The following is a 20,441-nucleotide window of genomic DNA, read 5'->3' as shown; positions in this document are numbered from 1 at the left end:
TGCGGCGCGCCCGCAGCCCCGGCCCGGCCGGGCGTGGTGCCTACAGCCCCAGATCCTTGATGATCTTGGCTACATGGCCGGTGGCCTTGACGTTGTAGAGCGCGCGCTCGACCTTGCCGTCCTCGTCGAGGATGACGGTGGAGCGGATGACGCCGGTGACGGTCTTGCCGTAGAGCTTCTTCTCGCCGAAGGCGCCGTAGGCGGTCAGGACGGACTTGTCCGGGTCGCCGAGCAGGGTGACCTTCAGGTCCTCCTTCTCGCGGAACTTGGCGAGCTTCTCCGGCTTGTCGGGGGAGATGCCGATGACGTCGTAGCCGTGGCCGGCGAGGAAGTCGAGGTTGTCGGTGAAGTCGCAGGCCTGCTTGGTGCAGCCGGGGGTCAGGGCGGCCGGGTAGAAGTACACGATGACCTTGCGGCCCCGGCGGTCGGCGAGCGAGACCTGCCGGCCGTCCGCGTCGGGGAGGGTGAAGGCGGGGGCGGTGTCGCCGGGCTGCAGTCGCTCGCTCATGGCTCTCCTCAGGCATGGATCCGTACGCTCCGACATTAGCCAGCCCCGCCGGGCGGTGCGGGCCCGGGAGTCCGGGCGGCGCGAAACGGGGGTGCTGTGGGGCGCCCGGGGGTGGGAGCTGACAGACTGTCCATCACGAATCGGCAGTCAGCTATGTGGCCGGTTCCGTACGGGGCCCGGTGCCCGGTCCCGTACGCATCGGCGCGAGACGACGGAGGCAGCGCGGTGGCGGAAGCCAGGACCCCGGCGCAGATCGAGGCGGATATCGTCCGCAGGCGGCAGGAGCTCGCCGTCACGCTCGACGAGATCGGTGTGCGGCTGCACCCGAAGACGATCATGGATGAGGCGAAGGCGAAGGCGGCGGAGGCCGTGGACCGTACGGCGGGGCGGGCCTATGTGGCCGCCAACCGCGCGGTGTCGGACGTGCGGGCGCAGCTGGTGTCGGAGAACGGGACGCCGCGGCTGGAGCGGGTCATTCCGGTGGCGCTGGTCGGGGTGGCCGTGATCGGCCTGCTGGCTCTGCGCACCCGGCGGCGCCGGTAGTTCCGTCCGGCGGAGGCCGCCCGGAGCGCCCCCGCGGCGCCCGTGGTGCGGGACGGACGGCGCCGGGCAGGTACGGTCATGCCGTGAGCCCGAATAACACCAAGGACACCCACGACAAGCTGCCGATCCGGATGCTGCACGACCGTGTGCTGGTCCGGACGGACATCCCCGAGGGCGAGCGCCGCTCGTCGGGGGGCATCGTCATTCCCGCGACCGCGGCGGTCGGCCGGCGCCTGGCCTGGGCCGAGGTGGTCGCGGTCGGGCAGAACGTGCGGACCGTCGAGGTGGGCGACCGGGTGCTGTACGACCCGGAGGACCGGGCCGAGGTCGAGGTGCGCGGCGTGGCGTACGTGCTGATGCGCGAGCGCGATCTGCATGCGGTGGCCGCGGAGCGCCTGGAGGGCGCGGAGGACGCGACCGGGCTGTATCTGTGATCTCGTAGTTTTTGGCCAGTGCCCCTGAAGCGGGGCGGCGGCGGGCGGTGACCGAGGTCACCGCCCGCCGTGCTGCGCTTTGCTAGCCTCGGAAGATACCCGACGAGACGCGCCGTACCGGGTCAGGACAAGACGACGCACCCCTGTTGAAGCTCTTTTCACGGAGGTGCCGCCATGGCATGGATCCTGCTCCTGGCCGCCGGTCTGCTGGAGGTCGGCTGGTCGGTCGGCATGACGTACACCGACGGGTTCACCCGGCTGTGGCCCAGTGTGTTCACCGGCGCGGGCATCGTCGCCAGCATGCTGCTGCTCTCGTACGCGGCCCGGACCCTGCCGATCGGTACCGCCTACGGCGTGTGGGTCGGCATCGGGGCGGCCGGTGCGGCGGTGGCCGGGATGACGCTGCTCGGCGAGCCGGCCACCGCGGCCCGGATCTTCTTCATCGGCCTGCTGCTGGTCGCGGTCGTCGGGCTCAAGGCGACGTCGGGGCACTGACGGCGGGAGGCCGGGAAGCCGGGAAGCCGTACGGGCGCCCCGGCCCCGGGCAGCAATACACCTAGTCGCCCCACTCCGGTGGCAGGTGCTGGTCCAGGTCGTAGGCCTGGGGGGCCACCGTCGGGAAGTCGTTCGTGGGCTCCGTGGTCGGGGTGGGCTCGGCGGGGACGGTGGGGGCGGGCGGCTCGGTGGGGGGCCGGGTGGGGGCGCCGGTGGGCGGGGTGGGGAGGGTGGCGGAGTCGCTCGGGCCGGTGGAGGGCGAGTCCGACGCGCCGGGCGACTCGGAATCGCTGGTGGACGGCTCCGGGGACGGCGACTCGGCGCCCTCCTCCAACTGGAGATCGAAGTCGCGGACCGGTTGTCCGTTCAGCGCGGCCGCGGTGTAGTCGGCCCAGATCTGGGCGGGGTAGTCACCGCCGTTGACCCGGGACAGGCCCCCCGCCCCGTACAGCGGTTCCTGTGCGGCGCTCTCCGGGTTCTGGCCCAGGACGGCGACGACGGTGGCGAGATCGGGGGTGTAGCCCGCGAACCAGGCGGCCTTGTCGTCCTCCGCGGTGCCGGTCTTGCCGGCCGCGGGCCGCCCGGCGCCCTGGGCGGCGGTGCCGGTGCCGCCGTCGACGACGCTGCGCAGGATCGAGGTGGTGGTGTCGGCGGCGGCGCGCGGGACGGCGGTGGTCTCCTCGCGCTCGGGCAGCTCGACGTCCTCCTCGTCCTTGGTGACCTTGTCGACCAGGGTGTACGGCCGGTGGCTGCCGTGGTGGGCGAGGGTGGCGTAGACCTGGGTCATGTCCAGCACGCTGGGGGTGGCGGTGCCCAGCGAGATGGCGCCCTGGGACGAGGCGAGGCTGGGGGTGTCGGCGGGGATGCCCAGATCGACGGCGGTGGCCTTGACCTTGCCGGGGCCGACGTCGATGCCCATCTGGGCGTAGACGGCGTTGACGGACTTGTCGGTGGCCTCGCTGACGGTGATCGGGCCGTACGAGCGGTCGTCCTCGTTGGCGGGGGCGAAGCCGGTGGGGTGGCCGTGACTGGTCGTCATCCGCTTGTTGGTGCCGTCGTAGACGGTCTGGGGGGTGATCCTTTCGCCGTCCTGGGTGGTGGAGCGGTGCTGGACGGCGGCGGCGAAGACGATCGGCTTGAAGGTGGAGCCGACCTGGTAGTCGCTGCGGGTGGCGCCGTTGACGTACTGCTTGGCGTAGTCGATGCCGCCGTAGAGGGCCACCACCCGGCCGCTCGCGGGGTCGATGGAGGCGCCGCCGGCCCGGACGTAGCGGTCGACCGTCCGGGAGTCGTCGAGCCGGTCCATCACCCGGGTGTTGACCGCCTTGACGAAGGCGTTCTGGCGTTTCTTGCTGATGGTGGTGGTGATGCGGTAGCCGCCGGCCCGCAGGGTCTCCTCGTCGAGGACCTTGTGGTCGGTGAGGTAGTCCTTGACCGCCTCGACGAGGTAGCCGCGCTGGCCGGTGAGGCCCGCGGAGGCCTTGGCGGGTTTCGGTTCGGGGAAGCGCAGCGCGGCCCGCTCGGCGGGGGCGAGCCACTTCTTGGTCACCATGCCCTTCAGGACGTAGTTCCAGCGCGCCAGCACCCGTGGGCGGTTGCCGGGGTGGGCGGTGAGGTCGTACGCGCTGGGGGCGTTGAGGAGGGTGGCGAGGTAGGCGCCCTGGGCGGTGGTCAGCGCCTCGGCGTTGCGGCCGTAGTAGGACTGGGCGGCGGCCTGGATGCCGTAGGCGTTGCGGCCGTAGTAGCTGGAGTTGAGGTAGCCCTCCAGGATCTTGTCCTTGCTCACCTCGCGGTCCAGCTTGATGGCGATGAAGAACTCCTTGGCCTTGCGGGTGACGGTCTGTTCCTGGCCGAGGTAGTAGTTCTTCACGTACTGCTGGGTGATGGTGGAGCCGGACTGTTTGCCCTTGCCGGTCACGGTGTTCCAGGCGGCCCGGAGCATCGCGGCGGGGTCGACCGCCGACTCGGCGTAGAAGTCGCGGTCCTCGGCGGCGAGGACGGCCTGCTGGACGGACTTGGGGATCCGGCTGAGCGTCACGTTCTGCCGGTTGACCTCGCCGTCGCGGGCCAGCTCCGAACCGTCGGAGTAGAGGTAGACGTTGCTCTGGGCCTTGGCGGCGCTGTTGGCCGGCGGGATGCCGACCAGCAGATAGCCGGCGATCATTCCGCCGACGATGAGCAGCAGGAACAGCAGCACGGTGCCCAGCACCGTGCGCCAGGTGGGGAGGACACGGCGCCAGCCCGTGCGTTGTCCGCTCATGTCGGTTGGACTCCTCGGACGCCGCCGGAGGTTGTACTGCAGCGGGTCGGTGTCATATCGGGATGTGTGCGCCGCGCGGGGGAGCAACTGCCGCACACGGGGCAACTCTCGCATCATCCGTGCCGGTCAGGAGGGGTGGCGCGCACCCGCGGCCGCCTCCTGACCGGCTGAATGGCGCCCACGGCTCACCCGAAGCGGTGATAATTCGATGGTGCCCGCCCCACCCGCGCCCTAGGCTCCGGTGTTTTGGGCGTCCGGCCCGAACGACGTGCGGGAGGGTACGCGGCGTGTGGTACGCGGCGGTGGCGGCCGGCAGCTTCCGGCGGTACGCCACGTATCAAATCGCCACCGTGGCGGGCGTGTTCACCAACACCGTCTTCGGCTTCATCGTCGCCTACACCTATATCGCGCTGTGGGACGAGCGGCCGCATCTGGGCGGCTACGACCAGGCGCAGGCGCTGACCTTCGTGTGGACGGCGCAGGCGCTGCTGGCGACCGCGGCGCTGATGGGCGGCGGCGGCCTGGAGGAGCTCCAGGAGCGGATCCGCAGCGGGGACATCGCGGTGGACCTCTACCGGCCCGCGGATCTGCAGCTGTGGTGGCTCTCCGCGGACCTGGGGCGGGCCGCGCTGCAGCTGCTCGGCCGCGGGGTGGCGCCGATGGCGGTGGGCGCCCTGGCCTTTCCGCTCGCGCTGCCCGGCGATCCGCTGACCTGGGGCTGCTTTCTGCTGTCGGTGCTGTTCGGGGTGCTGGTCAGTTTCGCGCTGCGGTATCTGGTGGCGCTGGCCTCGTTCTGGCTGCTCGACGGCTCGGGCCTGTCCCTGATCAGCGGCCTGGCCTGCATGTTCTTCTCGGGGATGCTGCTGCCGCTGCGGGTCTTCCCCGGTGGCCTGGGGGAGGTCGCCCAACTGTTGCCGTGGGCCGCGGTGCTGCAGACGCCGGCCGATGTGCTGGTGGGGGCGCTGAGCGGGGGCGCGCTGGTGCGGGGGCTGGTGTTCCAGGCGGCGTGGGCCGTGGCGCTGCTGGCGCTGGGGCGGCTGGTGCAGTCGGCGGCGACCCGCAAGGTGGTGGTGCACGGTGGCTAGCGAGCGGCCGGCGGCCCGGCCGGGGGCGGCCCGCGGCCGGGTGGCGGCGCTGGGGCAGGGGCTGTCGGCGTACGGGCTGATCGTGCGGATGTGGGTGCGCTCCAGCCTCGCCTACCGGACCTCGTTCGTGCTGATGGCGTGCGGCAACTTCGCGGCGAACGCCCTGGACTTCGTCGCGATCATGCTGATGTTCTCGCAGATCGATGCGCTCGGCGGCTTCTCGCTGCCGGAGGTGGCGTTTCTGTACGGCACCTCCGGTGTCGCGCTGGGCCTGGCGGATCTGGCGCTGGGCAGCATCGAGGGGCTGGGCCGACGGGTGCGCGACGGCACCCTCGACGCCCTGCTGCTGCGTCCCGCACCGGTCTTCGCGCAGATGGCGGCGGACCGTTTCGCGCTGCGCCGGCTGGGCCGGATCACCCAGGCGCTGCTGGTGCTCGGCTGGTCGCTGCCCCGGATCGAGGTGGACTGGACGGTGGGCCGGGTGCTGCTGGTGCCGCTGATGGCGGTGTGCGGCACGGCCATCTTCGCGGCGGTGTACACGGCCGGTGCCGCCTTCCAGTTCTGGGCGCAGGACGCGGCCGAGGTGCAGAACTCCTTCACCTACGGCGGCAATGCGATGCTGCAGTACCCGCCGACGGTGTTCGCGAAGGAACTGGTGCGCGGGGTCACCTTCCTCGTCCCGCTGGCGTTCGTGAACTGGCTGCCCGCGCTGCGGCTGCTGGGGCACCCCGATCCGCTGGGGCTGCCGGGCTGGGTGGATTTCCTGGGGCCCGTGGTGGCGGCGCTGATGTGTACGGGGGCGGGACTGGTGTGGCGGCTGGGGCTCCGGGCGTACCGCAGCACCGGAAGCTGACGGAGGGTCATGTGGCGGGCGGGCAGCACAGGACGACAAGGGGGCGGTTGCGGTGGGTGCCGAGACGGAGCAGCTGATCGAGGTGGACGGCGTCGAGAAGGTCTTCTCGGTGCGGCGCAAGGCGGGCCGGCTGCGCCGGGTGCGCGAGGAGGTCCGGGCCGTGGACGGGATCTCCTTCCGGGTGCCGCGCGGCGAGATGGTCGGCTACATCGGGCCGAACGGCGCGGGGAAGTCCACCACCATCAAGATGCTGACCGGCATCCTGGTGCCCAGCGGCGGCCGGCTGCGGGTCGCCGGCCTCGATCCGGCGCGCGAACGCACCCGGCTCGCCCGCCGGATCGGCGTGGTCTTCGGGCAGCGCACCACGCTGTGGTGGGACCTGCCGCTGAAGGACTCCTACGAGCTGGTGCGGCGGATGTACCGGGTCCCGGACGCCGTCTACCGCACCAACCTGGAGCGCTGTGTCGAACTCCTCGACCTGGCCCCGCTGCTGACCGTACCGGTGCGCCAGCTGTCGCTGGGGCAGCGGATGCGCGGCGACATCGCGGCGGCGCTGCTGCCCGACCCCGAGGTGCTGTATCTGGACGAGCCGACCATCGGCCTCGACGTGATCAGCAAGGCGAAGGTGCGCGGGTTCCTGCACGAGGTGAACGCCGAGCGCGGCACCACCGTCCTGCTGACCACCCATGACCTCACCGACATCGAGCAGCTGTGCCGCCGGGTGATGGTCATCGACCACGGCCGGCTGGTCTACGACGGCGGCCTCGACGGGCTGCGGACGGCCGGCGGCGGCGAGCGGACGCTGGTGGTGGAGCTGGAGCGCGAACTCCCGCCGATCGAGGGCGTCCCGGGTGCCCGCACGGTCAAGGTGGCCGGCCCCCGGCAGTGGCTGGCCTTCCCGGCGTCGCAGAGTGCGGCGCCGCTGGTCGCGGCGGTCGCCGCGCGCTATCCGCTGGTGGATCTGTCGGTACGGGAGCCGGACATCGAGTCCTTGATCGCCGAGTTGTACGCGGGTGGCGGGAAGCGCGTGGATGCCGCTGTAGACGGGGGAAATATCGGCCGCGCCCTCTAACCTGTCCGCATGACTGAAGACCTCCCAGAATTGCGCGCCTCCGACGCCGACCGTGAGCGGGTCGCCGAGATCCTGCGGGACGCCGTCGCCGAAGGGCGGCTGGCAATGGAGGAGTTCGACGAGCGGCTGGAGGCGACGTACCGGGCGCGCACCTACGGGGAGCTGGAGCCGCTCACCGCCGATCTGCCGGCGGCCGCGGCGGCCCCCGCGCCGCTGTCGCTGCGCAAGGACACCGCGGCGGTGACCCGGTGGTCGGAGCGGATCGTGAGCGGCACGGACGGCTCCGGCGCGGGCATCGGCATCTTGGGCGGCTTCCAGCGCAAGGGGCGGTGGACCATCGGGCGCCGCTTCACGGCGGTGTGCCTGATGGGCGGCGGCGAGCTCGACCTGCGCGAGGCGAACTTCGCCGGTCCCGAAGTCGTCATCACCTGCTGGGCGTTGATGGGCGGGGTCAGCATCGTGGTGCCGCCGGGCGTCGAGGTCGATGTGCGGGGCCTGGGCATCATGGGCGGCTTCGACGCGCAGGAGGACGGGGTGCCGGGCGAGCCCGGTGCGCCCCGGGTGATCGTCAAGGGGGTGGCGCTGATGGGCGGCGTCGCCGTCGAGCGCAAGCTGCTCAAGGAGGAGCGGCGCCGCCTCAAGGAAGAGAAGCGGCGCCTGAAGGACGAGCGGCGCAGGGAGCTGGACTAGGCCCTGAGCGGCGGCGCCTGCCCCGCCGGTGTCACAGCGAGGCGGGCGCGCCCTGCTTGAGGTGCGCCAGATTCACGGCGTTGGCCATCGCCCGGAAGCCCTCGTCGCTCGGGTGGAGATGGTCACCGGAGTCGTAGGAGGGCCGCAGCCGCACCGGCACCGACGGATCGCGCAGCGCCTTGTCGAAGTCCACGACCTCGTCGTAGACGGAGCCGGCGCGGATGATCCGGTTGACCTGCTCACGAACCGAATTCAGCTGATCGGAGTAGCCGCGGTGTCCCCCGAACGGAGTCAGGGTGCTGCCGGTGACACGCAGCCCGCGGGCATGCGCCTGGCGGACGATCTGCCGCATCCCCGCCACGATCTTCTGCGGGTCGAGCTGACGCGGTGACTTGAACAGGTCGTTCAGCCCGATCTCGACGATCACCGCCTTCACCCCGGTACGCGACAGCGCATCGCGGTCCAGGCGGGACAGCACGCTGGGCCCGTTGTTCGGCGAGAACCTGCTGCCGTTGACCAGCAGGCGGTTGCCGCTGATGCCCTGGTTGAGGACGCCGTAGCGGGGCGCGCCGGGCTCGTTGCGCAGCCGCGCCGCGAGGAAGTCCGTCCAGCGGTGGTTGGCGCCCGCGGTGGAGGTGATGCCGTCGGTGATGGAGTCGCCGATGGCGACGACCGCGCCGCGGGCCTGGGTGCTCCACACGTCCACACCGGTCAGATAGCGCCAGTACGGGCTCTGCTCGGTGTAGGCGGCGCCGGTGGCGTCCTCCGCCCGGTCGCCGCGCGCCAGGTAGGAGGTCTGCCGGGCGTACGGGTGATAGGTGGCGGGGCCCGAGGCCGACGGGGAGTACGTGGTGACCAGCAGGTCCGCGTCGCCCGGCACCGTCAGCCGGGTCGGGTCGCTGGTGACCGCGCCGCCCGCCGGGATGGTCACCGCCGGCTTGCCGCCGAAGGACAGCCGCCGCATGGTGCCGGTCGCGGCGGTGGGGTTGCTGGGGGCCGCGGCCAGCGCCAGCGAGGCATGGCTGACCACCAGCGGGCGGGTGCCGTAGAGGTTGGAGAGCTGGATGCGCACGCCGGAGCCGCCGACGCTGGTGTGCACGACGTTCCGTATCGACATGCCCGCGTAACCGGCCAGGGTGCCCGGCTCGGCCGCCGCGGCGGCCGCCGACCAGGTGCCGACCCACTGCCCGGACACCGCCGGGGCCGCCGGGTCGCGGGGCTTGTGCGGGGAGCTGCCCAGGCCGCCGCCCTCGCCGCCGAAGCCGACGAATATGGCGGTCGAGATCAGCACACACACCGCCGCCAGGCCGGCGAACAGGGCGTAACCCACACTTTTGCTCATGCGGGAGGGGTCTCCTGGGGAAAGCGGAGCAACACGCTCCGGGCGGGCAAGGGCAGCGGATGATCAGCGGCACCGTTGCGGTCCGATCGGTCCTTCATGATCCCACGGACCTCCGGGAAGCCGCCCGGCGCCCCGGACCGTGCCGCCATGGCATGGACGCGGGGAACTCGTGCTTCGTTCCGGGAGTAGGTCACAGTGGGACACGGGGCCGGACCGGAGGCCGGTCCGGAGCAGCATAGGCCGTCGGGATGACGGGGGGACGCGGTGGGAGCGGTGGAGCGGATGGAACGGACAGATTCGGACACGGCGGCGGATGCGGCGCGGACCCCGGTGACGGATGCCACGTCCACGGGCCGGCTCGCAGCGGCCGGTTTCGCCTACGGTGCCGCCGACGAGGAGCGCCGGCGCGCGGTGCGCCGGATGAAGACCCTGGCCACCGGCATGCTGCTGGCCGTCGCGCTCGTCTACGTCCTGGCGAAATGGGCGGGATCTGCTGGGGCGGGTGGCTGGACCGGGTTTGTCGCGGCGGCCGCGGAGGCCGGGATGGTCGGTGCGCTGGCCGACTGGTTCGCGGTCACCGCGCTGTTCAAGCGGCCGATGGGCCTGCCGATCCCGCACACCGCGATCATCCCCACCAAAAAGGACCAACTGGGTCAGAGTCTGGGGGATTTCGTCGGGGAGAACTTCCTCTCCGGCGAGGTCGTCCGCCGCCGGCTGCACTCCGTCGCCGTCGGCCGGCGGCTCGGCGGCTGGCTCGCCGAACCCAAGAACGCCGACCGGGTCACCGCCGAGGTGTCCACCGCGCTGCGCGGCGCGCTGACCGTGCTGCGCGACTCCGACGTACAGGCGGTGGTCGGCGAGGCGATCACCCGCCGTGCCGACGCCCAGGAGATCGCGCCCGGTCTCGGTGGGCTGCTGGAGCGGATCGTCGCCGAGGGCGGTCACACGCGGGTGGTGGATCTGGTCGTCGCCCGGGCCCATGACTGGCTGGTCGAGCACGGCGATTCCGTGATGACCGCGGTCTCCGGCGGCGCCCCCGGGTGGACCCCGCGGTTCGTCGACCGCAAGGTGGGCGACCGGGTCTACAAGGAGTTGCTGCGCTTCGTCACCGAAATGCGGGACATGCCCGAGCATCCGGCGCGTGGCGCGATCGACCGCTTCTTGCGGGACTTCGCGGACGATCTGCAGTCCGACCCCGATACCCGGGCCCGCGTCGAGCGGCTGAAGGCCGAGGTGCTGGGGCGCAGCGAGGTGCAGGATCTGATCGCCTCGGCCTGGGGCTCGGTCCGCGGGATGATCGTCGCCGCCGCCGAGGACGAGCGCAGCGAACTGCGGCTGCGGGTGCGGGCGGCGCTGCTGTCCCTGGGCCGGCGGCTGGCCGCCGAGGAGCGGCTGCAGGGCAAGGTGGACGGCTGGCTGGAGAACGCGGCGGTCTATGTGGTGACGACCTATCAGAGCGAGATCACCGCCCTGATCACCGACACCGTCGCCGGCTGGGACGCGGAGCACACCTCGAAGAAGATCGAGGCGCACATCGGCCGTGATCTGCAGTTCATCCGCATCAACGGCACCGTCGTCGGCGCCCTGGCCGGCCTGGCGATCTACGCCGTCTCGCAGGCCTTCGGCGGCTGACGCCCCGTTCGCCGCGCGGGCCGCGCATGCCTCTGGTGGCTTGTGCCCGCAGGGCTTACGGTGCCCGCGTGCGCGAGCGGATACCGGTGGTCGTACAGGGGCGGCGGCGCCGTCGCCCTGCTGTCGTACGGGTGTTGTGGACGGGTGCGGAGCTGGCCGTGACGCTCGGTGCCGTCCTGCTGCTGCTCGTCGTCCACCAGCTGTGGTGGACGAACCGTCAGGTGCAGGAGGCGGCCCGGGACCAGGTGGACCGGCTGGAGCGGCAGTGGGAGGCTCGGCCGCCGTCGCCCGATGCGTCCGCGGCGCCCGGGGGTGAGGCGCCCGACGGGGCGCGGAGTGCCGGGCGCTTCCCGCCACCCGGCGCCCCCGGACACCGCGCCGCCGCCCCGGACCCGCCGCCCCGCGCGGACCTGGCGTACGCCGTGCTGCGCATCCCCCGGCTCGGCCTGACCGTCCCCGTCGCCCAGGGCGTCGGCAAGGCAGCGGTCCTCAACAGGGGTTATGTGGGCCACTATCCGCACAGCGCGCAGCCCGGCGAGTGGGGCAACGTCGCGCTGGCCGGGCACCGCAACACCCACGGCGAGCCGTTCCGCCACCTCGACCGGCTCCGCACCGGCGACACCGTCGTCCTCGACACCGCCCGGGCCCGCGCCACCTACACCGTCCGGCGCATCCTGCCGCGCACCACACCCGGCGACGGCACGGTGCTCGCCGCGGTGCCGCACAGCGGGGTGCACCCCTCCTACCGCTTCACCGCGCCCGGTGCCTATCTGACCCTGACGACCTGTACGCCGGCCTACACCTCGACCTACCGGCTGGTGGTGTGGGGCGTGTTGCGGTCGACACAGTCCCGGTGAGCGCGGCCGCGTGTCGCTAGGCTCTCGCCTCGTGCCTCACCAGACCTCCCCAGGGCGACCCCCGGGCTCCCGCAAACGTCCCGCGCTGCTGTGGCTGTTGCTGCCGTATGTGCTGTTCCTGGCGGTGCTGCCGCTGGTGAACCGGGTGACCCCGACGGTGCTCGGGCTGCCGTTCCTGTTCTTCTGGACGCTGCTGGCGACGCTGGCGACCCCGCCGGCGGTCTGGCTGGCACGGCGCGGTGACCGTGCGCGGGGCCGGGGATGAACGCCACGGTGTCCACCGCCGTGTTCGGCGGATTCATGGTGCTCACCGTCGCCCTCGGACTGCTGGCCGTACGCGGGAGCGGCACAGCTGAGGGGCAGCCCGAAGGGCTTCCAGGGAAGGGCGGTGGCGGGCGACGGGCGGGCGGAGGGCTCACCGAGTGGTCGGTGGGCGGCCGGAGCCTGGGCACCGTCTTCATCTGGGTGCTGATGGCCGGCGAGAGCTATACGAGCTTCAGCTACCTCGGCGCGGCCGGCTGGGGCTACCAGTTCGGCGCCCCCGTGCTCTATGTGCTGGCCTATATGTCCTGCGGCTATGCGCTCGGGTACGTCGTCGGCCCGATGCTGTGGGGCTACGCCCGCCGGCACGGCCTGGTCGGCCTCACCGACATCGTGGCGCACCGCTACCGCCGGCCCTGGCTCGGCGCCGCCGTCGCGCTGCTCGCCACCGTCTGTCTGCTGCCGTACATCCAGCTCCAGATCACCGGCATGGGCGTGGTCGTCTCCACGATCTCCTACGGGGCGATCAGCCTGAACTGGGGCTACTTCCTCAGCTTCGCGGTCACCACCGCCTTCGTCACGGTCAGCGGGCTGCGCGGCAGTGCCTGGGTCTCCGTGCTCAAGGACGTCCTGGTCATCGCCACCCTCGGCTTCCTCGCGATCTATGTGCCGTGGCACTACTTCGACGGCTACGGGCCCCTGCTGCACCGGATCGTCGCCGAGAAGCCGCAGTGGCTGACCTTCCCCGGCCATGCGTCGGGCGGTCTGGGCCAGGTCTGGTTCGTCACCACCACCCTCGTCAACTCCCTGACGGTGGTGATCTTTCCGACGACCGTGGCCGGCTATCTCGGCGCCCGCAATGCCGAGGCGCTGCGCCGTAATGCCATGTATCTCCCGTTCTACAACGTGCTGTTGTTCGTGCCGGTGCTGCTGGGGATGGCCGCGCTGTTCGTGGTGCCGCGGCTGACCGGTGCGGGCTCCAATCTCGCGCTGTTCAAGCTGGTGGTGGACTCCCTTCCGGCCTGGGCCGTGGGGCTGATCGGGGTGGCCGCCGCCCTCTCCTCCATCGTGCCGATGGCCGTGTTCATGCTGGTCATCGGCACGATGTGGGGGAGGAGCGTGCTGGGGGCGATACCGCGGCTGGGCGCCGGGGCGACGGGAGCGGCCGAGGGGGAAGAGCGGGGAGCGGCGCCGGAGGGCCGGCAGAAGCTGTTCTCGCAGCTGGTCGTGGTGGTGGCCGGAGCCCTGGCGCTGCTGCTGACCTACACCGCCCCCGACACCCTCGTCCGGCTGTCGCTGATCTCGTACGAGGGCATGGCACAGCTCGTACCGATGGTGCTGCTGGGGCTGGTGTGGCGGCGGCTGACGGTGCACGCCGCGGTGAGCGGCCTGGTCGTGGGCCTTGTGCTCGTCTGTGTCCTGGTCTTCGGGGGACACGACCCGGTCTGGGGGGTGAATGCGGGGCTGGTCGGCCTCGCCGTGAATCTGGCGGTGGCGCTCGCGGTCACCTGGCTGGGGCCGCGGGGGACGGACGAGCGGCCGGACGCCGAAGTCCTGGCGCTGGACGAGGAGTTCCCCCGGCAGCGGACCCCTCCGCGGGACGCCGATGTCAGCCCGCCGGCGTCGACGTGATCTTCTTGCCCTCCTTGGAGACCGCGAACCACAGGCCCATCTTGCCCTGGCCGTTGATGTCGCCGGGCTGCTTGTCACCGGTGAAGGTGTAGACCGGCCAGCAGTCGACGGCCAGCTGACGGAGGCCGTCGGGGCGAGTGACGGTGGAGATGAGCTTGGACGGGATGCCCTTCAGCTTGGAGCGGTCGGCGGGCTTGGCGGGCTTCCAGGTGTCCAGGCAGGCGTCGTTGCAGCCGAACTTCATCGGCCAGGCGCTGTCCTTGTTGAAGCGGTAGAGGGTCATGCCCTTGCCGTCGACGAGGATGTCGCCGAGCTCGGGCTGGTTGAGCACCGAGACGTCGCCGGGCTCCTGGGCGACGGCCTTCTTGCCGTCGGCGGCCAGCGCGTTCCAGGTGCCGCCCACGCCCTGGCCCTTGGTGTCGCCGGGCTTGGTGTCCTTGGCGTAGCGGTAGGCGGGCCAGCCGCCGATGGTGAGCTGCTTGGTGCCGTCGGCGCGGGTCACCGAGCCCAGTGCGCTCTTGGCGATGCCCGCGGGGGCCTCGGCGCCGTCGGCGGGGACCACGGGCCAGGTGGTGGCGCAGGAGCCGGAGCAGTTGGACTTCGGCGGCTTGGCGGTGTCCTTGTCGAAGCGGTAGAGGGTCATGCCCTTGGAGTCGGTGACGACCGGTCCGAGCTTGGCGTCCTGGTGCAGTGCCAGCGTCCCGGCGCGGGGCGCGGACTGGGGTGCCGCGCCGCTGTCGCCGCCGGCCTGGCCGCCGTAACCGTCGCCCTGGCCGGAGCCGGAGGAGCCGTACTTGTAGTCGCTGCCCGCTCCGGCCGGCTGCACCTGGTCCTGGGTGGGGGTGGTGCCGGCGCTCTGGTTGTCGCTGCTGCCACAGGCGGCGGTCAGCGCCAGGGTGGCGACCGCCATGGCCGCAAGACCCGCTCGACGTCGCGTGATCATGATGTCTCCTCTGACGGTTGGTCGTTCCGTGCTTGCTGAGGTGGAGCTGAGGTGCCTGTCCGGGAGCCCGTGCCGCTGTGGGCCGGGGCCGGCGGGGTGCCGTCGCCGGGGATTACGGGCTACGGGGGGCCGGGCGTTCAACGGCGGCGAAGAATTTTCTCCACGCGCAAAAACCCTGCGGGCAGCGTCAGTTGCCGCCCTGCACCCGCAGCGCCAGCGCCGGGCAGCGGCGCACCGCGAGCTGCGCACGGCGCCGCATCCGGGCGGGCAGCACCATGCTGGCCTTCTCCGGGTAGCCGTCCGGGCCGAGCTTCACGATGCCGGGCACCACGTCCGCGCACAGGCCGTGGCCGCGGCACAGCGTCCAGTCGACCAGCAGCCGTTCCTGCGGCGGCGCGGCGGGTGCCGACGGTGCGGCGGCGGACGTGACGGACGGCAGCAGCGGCAGGTGCCCGGTGACCGGCAGGGCCCCGGTCACCGGGCGGCCGCACCCGAACCCCCGCGCATGGCGCTCGAACTCCTCGGGGAAGGCGGCGAGGGCCGAGGCCACGAAGCGGGCGGTGCCGTCCGGGTGGCTGCAGGCGCCGCGCTTCTCCACGGCCCGCATCCGGGCCTGCACGGCGTCCAGTGCGGCGTCTCCGCCGCCGCGGACCGCGAGGTCGAGCTGGTCGGCGAGCGCGGGCAGGCCCAGCACACAGGGGCCGCACTGGCCGGCCGACTCGGCGCCCATCCACTTCGCGACGCGGACGGTCTCGCCCGCCGGACAGGTGTCGTACGGCAGCGGGAGGACCGCACCGGCGCCCAGCACCGCGTTGTAGGTCTTCAGGTCGTCCCGGGACAGCGTCGCGGTCAGGGCGTCGACGGGCGAGATGAACGTGCCGTGGTAACCCCCGATCAGCACGCCCTGCCCCGCGTCCATTCCGCACAGCGCGAGCACCCGGTTGAGCGGGACGCCGTAGGGGACCTCGACCACGCGGCTGCCGGCCACGGTCAGCAGCAGCGTGCCGGGCTCCGTGGGCAGGCCGGCGGTGCGGTAGCCGAGCGCCCCGAGGCGGGCGGCCACGGCGAGCTGGGCGTAGGTCTCGGTGTTCGACAGCAGGGTCGGCACACCGTTCAGCCCGCGCTCGCTGGAGCGGATCTTGCGGCCCGAGGGCAGGCCGGGCCCGCCGCCCAGGCCGTTCGTCATCGCGGAGCCCTCGCCGGTGACGAACCGCTCGGTCAGCAGGGTGACCCGTAACGTCGGCCGCACCGGGCCGCGTTCGTCGATGGCGCGCTGTACGGAGTGCAGGACGTCCGTGCGGGTCACGCCGATGGCGACCTCCTGGGCGCCGAGGGAGTCGGCGGCCAGCAGGGCGCCGTCGATCACCAGATGCGGGGCGTGCAGCAGCATCGCGGTGTCCTTGAGGCAACTGGGCTCGCCCTCGCTGCCGTTGACGACGATCGCGCCCTTGCCGTCCGCCCGCTGCATGCCGTCCAGGACCGCGGACACCTTGCGGGCGAACGGGAAGCCCGCACCGCCGCGGCCGCGCAGATCGATGTCCTCGGCCAGCGCCACCAGCTCCTGAGAGGTCAGCTGGGGCAGGCTGCCGTGCCGGGCCAGATGCGCCACCCGGTCCATGCGGGGCATCTCGTCCAGGCCTGCCAGCAGCCGCGGCGGGCCCAGCGACGCCAGCGTCGGGACGGGCTCCGGACCCGGGAGGGCCGGCAGCATGCGGGTGGGGGCGGGGGCGGTCATGGGAGTTCTCCTGATTTCCTGCGGGTGTCGCGCATCCGCAGCGCGAGTCGTACGGCCACCGCGGTGAGGCAGATGGCGTAGCCGGCGAGGGCATAGCCGGCCGCGGGGCGGCCCGCCCTGAGGCCGTGCACCAGGGCCAGCCCCCAGGCGACGTACGCGCTCATGTGCAGCGCCCGCCACCACCGGGAAGCGGTGGTGCCGGTAAAGGCGCCGCGCACCGCGCCGGTCACCGCCACGGCGATGAACACGTAGGCGGCGAGGCTGCCGAGGCCGATGAGTCCGGGGCGGGCGCCATCGGTGAACGGCACCGCGGCGGCCGTCGCATCGGTGTGGCCCTCGGTGACTTTGACCCAGATGTGCAGGCCCAGGAAGCCGAGGCCGGCGACGCCGGTGCCGCGGTGCACGGCCTGGGCGAGCAGCCGGTGGTTGGAGCGCAGCACCATCCGGTCGGTGGCGGCCAGGCCCCACAGCACGGTGACCGACAGGGAGACCAGCGTGAGCACCCCGGCGGCGTAGTCGAGGAAGTTCAACAGGCCGTCCATCGCGCCGGAGCGCATCAGGACGGCGAGGAAGAGCAGCAGTGCGGCCGGAAGCGCCGGGCGGAGTACGGCGGTTCCGGCGAAGCCGCCAGCCGGTCGGCGGGCCGGCGGCCCGGGTTCGTTCGGAGGGCGCCGGGGGCGAGGCACGAAGGGCGAGGACCGGGCACGGTGTGCGCGACGGCCCTGACGGGACTGCAGACGCGGAGTCGACATCGATCCTCCCGGTGTTCGGGCACGGGTACGGGATGCGAATTTCCATGAAATCTCCCGGCGGCGGTATTTGCCCCGGGGCTTTTGTTCGGGTGACCCCCGGTAACACTAAACATTCTGTAACCGGGTGGATACGCAGGGCCGTAATCCGGATGTCAAAAGCATCTACGAACGTGTTCAGGATTTCGTAAGGTTTATCGCGCTGTGACAAATTCCTGCAGTGGCATCGCGGGCGCGCGGCACGACTCCGGATGATGCCCAATCAGGCGCACGGGGTGCGCCACCCCCCGTAACAGCCGCATCCCCGCCAGGATCGAGGTAGCGATGTGTGATCTCCTGAACCGCATCTGGTCGCGTCCCCGCGGAGAGTGGACCCGGGTAGTCAGAAATGAACTCCCCGATCTCTCCGCGAAGTTGGTCGCAGAGTTGCAACGCGGATTTCCCGCATTGTCCGCACTTCTCGGGGATACTCCCGTAGAAGAGGCACATTGGGCGCTTGAACAGGCCTTGCTGACAGTTCTTGGGTACCAAAAAGAGTCGGAGAGTAAACCTCCGGCAGGACCTTCTGTGGTGACCCCGATGCCCGTAGCCCGGGCTCGCCAGGACCTGTTCGATGTGCTCGCCGGGCAACGCGAGGTGCCGGAGGAGGGGTTGACCGAGCTGTCCCGCGCGGCCGGCTGGCCCGTCCCCGAGACCCTCCAGGCCGTAGTGCTTGCCACCCCCGCCGAGGCACCGCAGTTGGCCGCGGCACTGGGACACGCCCTCATCGGCAGTGTCGACGGCTACACCTGTCTGTTCGTCCCCGACCCGGCCACCCAGACCCGGGCCCGCCTGGAGGCGGCGCTCAAGGGACGGCCGGCGGCGGTCGGACACGTGGTGCCCGCCACCGACACCGCCTCGTCGCTGCGTTGGGCCCGCTATCTGCTGACGCTGGCTCCCGGCCGGGTCGGCCCGGAGACGCGGCCCGCGTTCGTCGACGACCATCTCTCGGCGCTGCTGCTGCTCCAGGATGAGTCGCTGGCGGACGCGCTGACGTCCCGCTGGCTCGGCCCGCTGGAGGAGCTGACGCCCCGGCAGAGCGAACGGCTCGAAGTCACGCTGCTGGCATGGCTGGAGGGCGGCGGAGCGCCCGAGGCCGCCAAGCTGCTGCATGTGCACCCGCAGACGGTCCGTTACCGCCTTCGTCAGATAGAGAAGCTCTTCGGCCCGGTGCTGCGCGATCCGCGGACCCGCTTCGAGCTGGAGATGGCGCTGCGCAGCCGCCGCCTGATGGCGCATGTCCGCAGCTACCGCGCACGGGCCGGCCGCCGTGCCAGGGCAGTCGCGTCCTCCATCCGTCCGCTGGGCGTGGCCCGCGAGGCCCGCGTCAACGGCCTTTGACGTACCGGCGGATGAAGCACCACACCCCTTGAGCTGACAGCCGTCCGGCCCGGCGAGCGCCCACCGGCACCCCGGCAGCCACCCGGCACAGCGCAGCGGCCCCGACCTCCGGAAACCCCGGGTCGGGGCCGCTGCTCTGCCGTGCCCTGGGGGCCGCTGTGCTGTCATGTCCTGGGTCCGCCCCTTCGTCTCATGGCTCCGAGCCGCTGCTGTGTCGCGGTCAGGGGCCGGCGGTGCCACGGTTCCGGGGAGTGCGCTGCCACGGCCCCGGGGGCTGCGGTGCCACGGTCCCCGAGGGGCTGCGGTGCCACGGTTCCGGGGGAGGGCACTGCCACGGCCCCCGAGGGGCTGCGGTGCCACGGCCCCGGGGCGCCCGGATGCCCCTCAGGGAGGTCTCCCTGAGGGGCATCACGTCCGTCAGATGCAGACGTCGGTCAGGTGCACTCTTGCCCGTTGTTGATGCAGTCGACGGCCTTGCTCATCAGGTCGTCCGGCATCACGTTGATGAAGTCACCGTGGTCGGTCACGGGTTTGTGCAGCTGCTCGGGGAAGCTGTCCACCGCGAAGCTGTCGCCCTGCGGGACGTCGTAGGTGATCCGCTGGGTGAGCTGCGGGATCGCCTTGAAGCCGTTCGGGCAGTTGCCGTTCTGGTCGGAGAACGCCACGTGGTCGCGGTGGTTGCCGCTGTCGATGTTCTGGCCGTCCCAGCAGTTCTGGAACGCGAAGGTGCGCACGACCTGCGAGCCCTGGGGGCACAGCGGGTACTTGTCCTTCAGCTGCCGGTCCTCGAAGCCGGTGCAGCTCCACGAGGCGTTGGCGTTCTTGGTGCCGTTGGTGAACGCCTTGGCGTCACCGGTGATGATCCGCAGGAAGCGCGGCATCGCGGTCACTTGGCCGGCCTGGCTGCCCCGGAACTTCAGGGTCACCGTCGCCGGCGTCAGCGTCGTGCCGACGTTGGCGTCCTGCGCCGCTCCCGGCTTCTGCTCCGCGTTCCCGTCCAGCTTGCGCAGCACCGGCCAGTAGTGGGTGGACTGGTCGCCGTTGGTGCAGGTGGTGTCGGAGGCGGCGAGCTTGTTGTCGTCGGAGAAGGCGTCGGTGGCCTTGTTGCCGACGTAGTCGTGCGTGTGGTGGGCGCCGTTGCTCACGCCCGGCGTCACGATGACGTTGTCGGAGTTGAAGTGCCCGTCCTCATTGCGGCCGCACTCGGTGGTGAAGCTGCCCGTCGTGGCGTTGCCTCCCTTGGGGGCGGCGAACGGCGGGGCGTCCGCGTTCGGCTGGACGGTGGTGATGTCGACGAAGTCGTCGGGGGAGGGGCCGCCCTGCTGGCCCTGCTGCTGGCCGCCGTTCTGGTTCGGGTCCTGGCTCGGCTGCTGGCTGCCGTTCTGGTTCGGGTCCTGCCCCTGGGTCTGGTCCTGGGTCTGGCCCGTCTGGGTCTGGGTCTGCCCCTGGTACCAGCCGTCCTTCACGGACTTCGTGGAGTCGTTGCCGCCCGCGCCCGCGCCCTCAGTGATGGGCTTCATGGTGCAGCCGCTCATCTTGAGCAGGTAGCCCGGCCGCTTGGCGTCCTTGGCGATCGCCGTGACCATCATCTTGATGGTCTTCTGGCGCTGCGCCTTGAGCCCGCTGAGCACGCTGGAGCCGCTGCCGCCCATCATCTTGTGGTAGGCGTCGTGCACCTGCCGGTCGAGCGAGGAGAGCCCCTTGGAGACCGGGAGCTGGGCGCTGTGCGGCACCTGGCGCAGCCGCTCGCCCACATCGGGGCAGGAGATGGTGAAGGCGGCGGCCGCGGTGTGCTGGTGGCCGGAGCCCGCTTCCGGGTGGGAGTTGCCGGCCAGCGCGGTCGTGGCGACCACGGCCAGGCCGCCGCCGCCGAGCAGGAGCGCCGCGGCTCCCACGAGCATTCTGTTCGTCAAACGCGAGCGTTTATGGGCTTGTTGCCGTTGCCTCATGAGATCACTTCGCTTCGTCCG

19 protein-coding genes and 1 riboswitch are annotated in these 20,441 nt (G+C 71.8%); of the genes, 12 read left to right on the top strand and 7 right to left on the bottom strand.

Annotated elements, in window-relative coordinates; genetic code table 11:
- Nucleotides 1–40 precede the first annotated feature (40 nt).
- Nucleotides 41–508, bottom strand: a complete 468-nt coding sequence (bcp, locus tag BKA18_RS13565; protein ID WP_329150835.1) for a thioredoxin-dependent thiol peroxidase — start codon at nt 506–508, stop codon at nt 41–43.
- Nucleotides 509–733: 225 nt separating this feature from the next.
- Between bcp and BKA18_RS13560 the strand changes: the two genes are divergently transcribed.
- The 3 genes from BKA18_RS13560 (at nt 734) to BKA18_RS13550 (ending at nt 1,980) form a co-directional block, all read left to right on the top strand.
- Nucleotides 734–1,051, top strand: a complete 318-nt coding sequence (locus BKA18_RS13560; protein WP_366043375.1) for a DUF3618 domain-containing protein — start codon at nt 734–736, stop codon at nt 1,049–1,051.
- Between the two features lie 131 nt (nt 1,052–1,182).
- Entirely contained in the window at nt 1,183–1,485 is a 303-nt protein-coding gene (locus BKA18_RS13555; RefSeq protein WP_048828920.1) for a GroES family chaperonin, read from the top strand.
- 73 nt (nt 1,486–1,558) lie between these two features.
- Nucleotides 1,559–1,627, top strand: a riboswitch (guanidine-III (ykkC-III) riboswitch).
- 32 nt (nt 1,628–1,659) lie between these two features.
- Nucleotides 1,660–1,980, top strand: a complete 321-nt coding sequence (locus BKA18_RS13550; protein WP_093483420.1) for a DMT family transporter — start codon at nt 1,660–1,662, stop codon at nt 1,978–1,980.
- A gap of 61 nt (nt 1,981–2,041) precedes the next feature.
- On the opposite strand, the gene BKA18_RS13545 is transcribed toward BKA18_RS13550, so the two are convergent.
- Complete coding sequence (locus BKA18_RS13545) at nt 2,042–4,240, bottom strand: transglycosylase domain-containing protein (protein WP_366043374.1); 2,199 nt, start codon at nt 4,238–4,240, stop codon at nt 2,042–2,044.
- A 287-nt stretch (nt 4,241–4,527) separates the two neighbouring features.
- On the opposite strand from BKA18_RS13545, the gene BKA18_RS13540 reads away from it, so the two are divergent.
- From BKA18_RS13540 to BKA18_RS13525, 4 genes are all read left to right on the top strand, one after another.
- Nucleotides 4,528–5,325: an ABC transporter permease gene (locus tag BKA18_RS13540; RefSeq protein WP_006605371.1), complete on the top strand. Its 798-nt coding sequence runs from the start codon at nt 4,528–4,530 to the stop codon at nt 5,323–5,325.
- A gap of 88 nt (nt 5,326–5,413) precedes the next feature.
- Entirely contained in the window at nt 5,414–6,178 is a 765-nt protein-coding gene (locus tag BKA18_RS13535; RefSeq protein ID WP_366043486.1) for an ABC transporter permease, read from the top strand.
- Between the two features lie 52 nt (nt 6,179–6,230).
- Entirely contained in the window at nt 6,231–7,250 is a 1,020-nt protein-coding gene (locus tag BKA18_RS13530) for an ABC transporter ATP-binding protein (protein WP_366043373.1), read from the top strand.
- Nucleotides 7,251–7,259: 9 nt separating this feature from the next.
- On the top strand, nt 7,260–7,940 hold the full coding sequence (locus BKA18_RS13525) for a DUF1707 SHOCT-like domain-containing protein (protein ID WP_366043372.1): 681 nt from the start codon (nt 7,260–7,262) through the stop codon (nt 7,938–7,940).
- Between the two features lie 31 nt (nt 7,941–7,971).
- On the opposite strand, the gene BKA18_RS13520 is transcribed toward BKA18_RS13525, so the two are convergent.
- Nucleotides 7,972–9,282, bottom strand: coding sequence for an SGNH/GDSL hydrolase family protein (locus BKA18_RS13520; RefSeq protein ID WP_366043371.1), 1,311 nt, complete (start codon nt 9,280–9,282; stop codon nt 7,972–7,974).
- A gap of 282 nt (nt 9,283–9,564) precedes the next feature.
- On the opposite strand from BKA18_RS13520, the gene BKA18_RS13515 reads away from it, so the two are divergent.
- From BKA18_RS13515 to BKA18_RS13500, 4 genes are all read left to right on the top strand, one after another.
- Complete coding sequence (locus BKA18_RS13515; RefSeq protein WP_366043370.1) at nt 9,565–10,914, top strand: DUF445 domain-containing protein; 1,350 nt, start codon at nt 9,565–9,567, stop codon at nt 10,912–10,914.
- 158 nt (nt 10,915–11,072) lie between these two features.
- A complete protein-coding gene (locus BKA18_RS13510; protein WP_429638410.1) occupies nt 11,073–11,771 on the top strand; it encodes a class E sortase in 699 nt (232 codons plus the stop codon).
- Nucleotides 11,772–11,802: 31 nt separating this feature from the next.
- Nucleotides 11,803–12,036: a DUF3311 domain-containing protein gene (locus tag BKA18_RS13505; RefSeq protein WP_366043368.1), complete on the top strand. Its 234-nt coding sequence runs from the start codon at nt 11,803–11,805 to the stop codon at nt 12,034–12,036.
- The gene (locus tag BKA18_RS13500) at nt 12,033–13,664 is read left to right on the top strand and encodes a sodium:solute symporter family protein (protein ID WP_366043367.1); all 1,632 of its coding nucleotides are present in this window, start codon (nt 12,033–12,035) and stop codon (nt 13,662–13,664) included. The genes BKA18_RS13505 and BKA18_RS13500 overlap by 4 nt, the downstream gene beginning before the upstream one ends.
- Here the strand turns inward: BKA18_RS13500 and BKA18_RS13495 are convergent.
- From BKA18_RS13495 to BKA18_RS13485, 3 genes are all read right to left on the bottom strand, one after another.
- On the bottom strand, nt 13,642–14,607 hold the full coding sequence (locus BKA18_RS13495; RefSeq protein WP_366043366.1) for an SCO0930 family lipoprotein: 966 nt from the start codon (nt 14,605–14,607) through the stop codon (nt 13,642–13,644). The two genes, BKA18_RS13500 and BKA18_RS13495, sit on opposite strands and share 23 nt — an antisense overlap.
- Before the next feature lie 187 nt (nt 14,608–14,794).
- The gene (locus tag BKA18_RS13490; RefSeq protein ID WP_366043365.1) at nt 14,795–16,342 is read right to left on the bottom strand and encodes an NADH-ubiquinone oxidoreductase-F iron-sulfur binding region domain-containing protein; all 1,548 of its coding nucleotides are present in this window, start codon (nt 16,340–16,342) and stop codon (nt 14,795–14,797) included.
- Nucleotides 16,339–17,094: a hypothetical protein gene (locus tag BKA18_RS13485; protein WP_366043363.1), complete on the bottom strand. Its 756-nt coding sequence runs from the start codon at nt 17,092–17,094 to the stop codon at nt 16,339–16,341. The genes BKA18_RS13490 and BKA18_RS13485 overlap by 4 nt, the downstream gene beginning before the upstream one ends.
- Nucleotides 17,095–17,670: 576 nt before the next feature.
- On the opposite strand from BKA18_RS13485, the gene BKA18_RS13480 reads away from it, so the two are divergent.
- Complete coding sequence (locus BKA18_RS13480) at nt 17,671–18,471, top strand: PucR family transcriptional regulator (protein WP_366043362.1); 801 nt, start codon at nt 17,671–17,673, stop codon at nt 18,469–18,471.
- Between the two features lie 434 nt (nt 18,472–18,905).
- On the opposite strand, the gene BKA18_RS13475 is transcribed toward BKA18_RS13480, so the two are convergent.
- Entirely contained in the window at nt 18,906–20,372 is a 1,467-nt protein-coding gene (locus BKA18_RS13475) for a DUF1996 domain-containing protein (RefSeq protein WP_366043485.1), read from the bottom strand.
- Nucleotides 20,373–20,441 lie beyond the last annotated feature (69 nt).

The organism is Streptomyces auratus (genome assembly GCF_050433025.1).
GTDB lineage: Bacteria > Actinomycetota > Actinomycetes > Streptomycetales > Streptomycetaceae > Streptomyces > Streptomyces sioyaensis.
The sequence above is the reverse complement of the archived record's forward strand: the minus strand, read 5'-3'. Positions and strand labels throughout refer to the sequence as shown.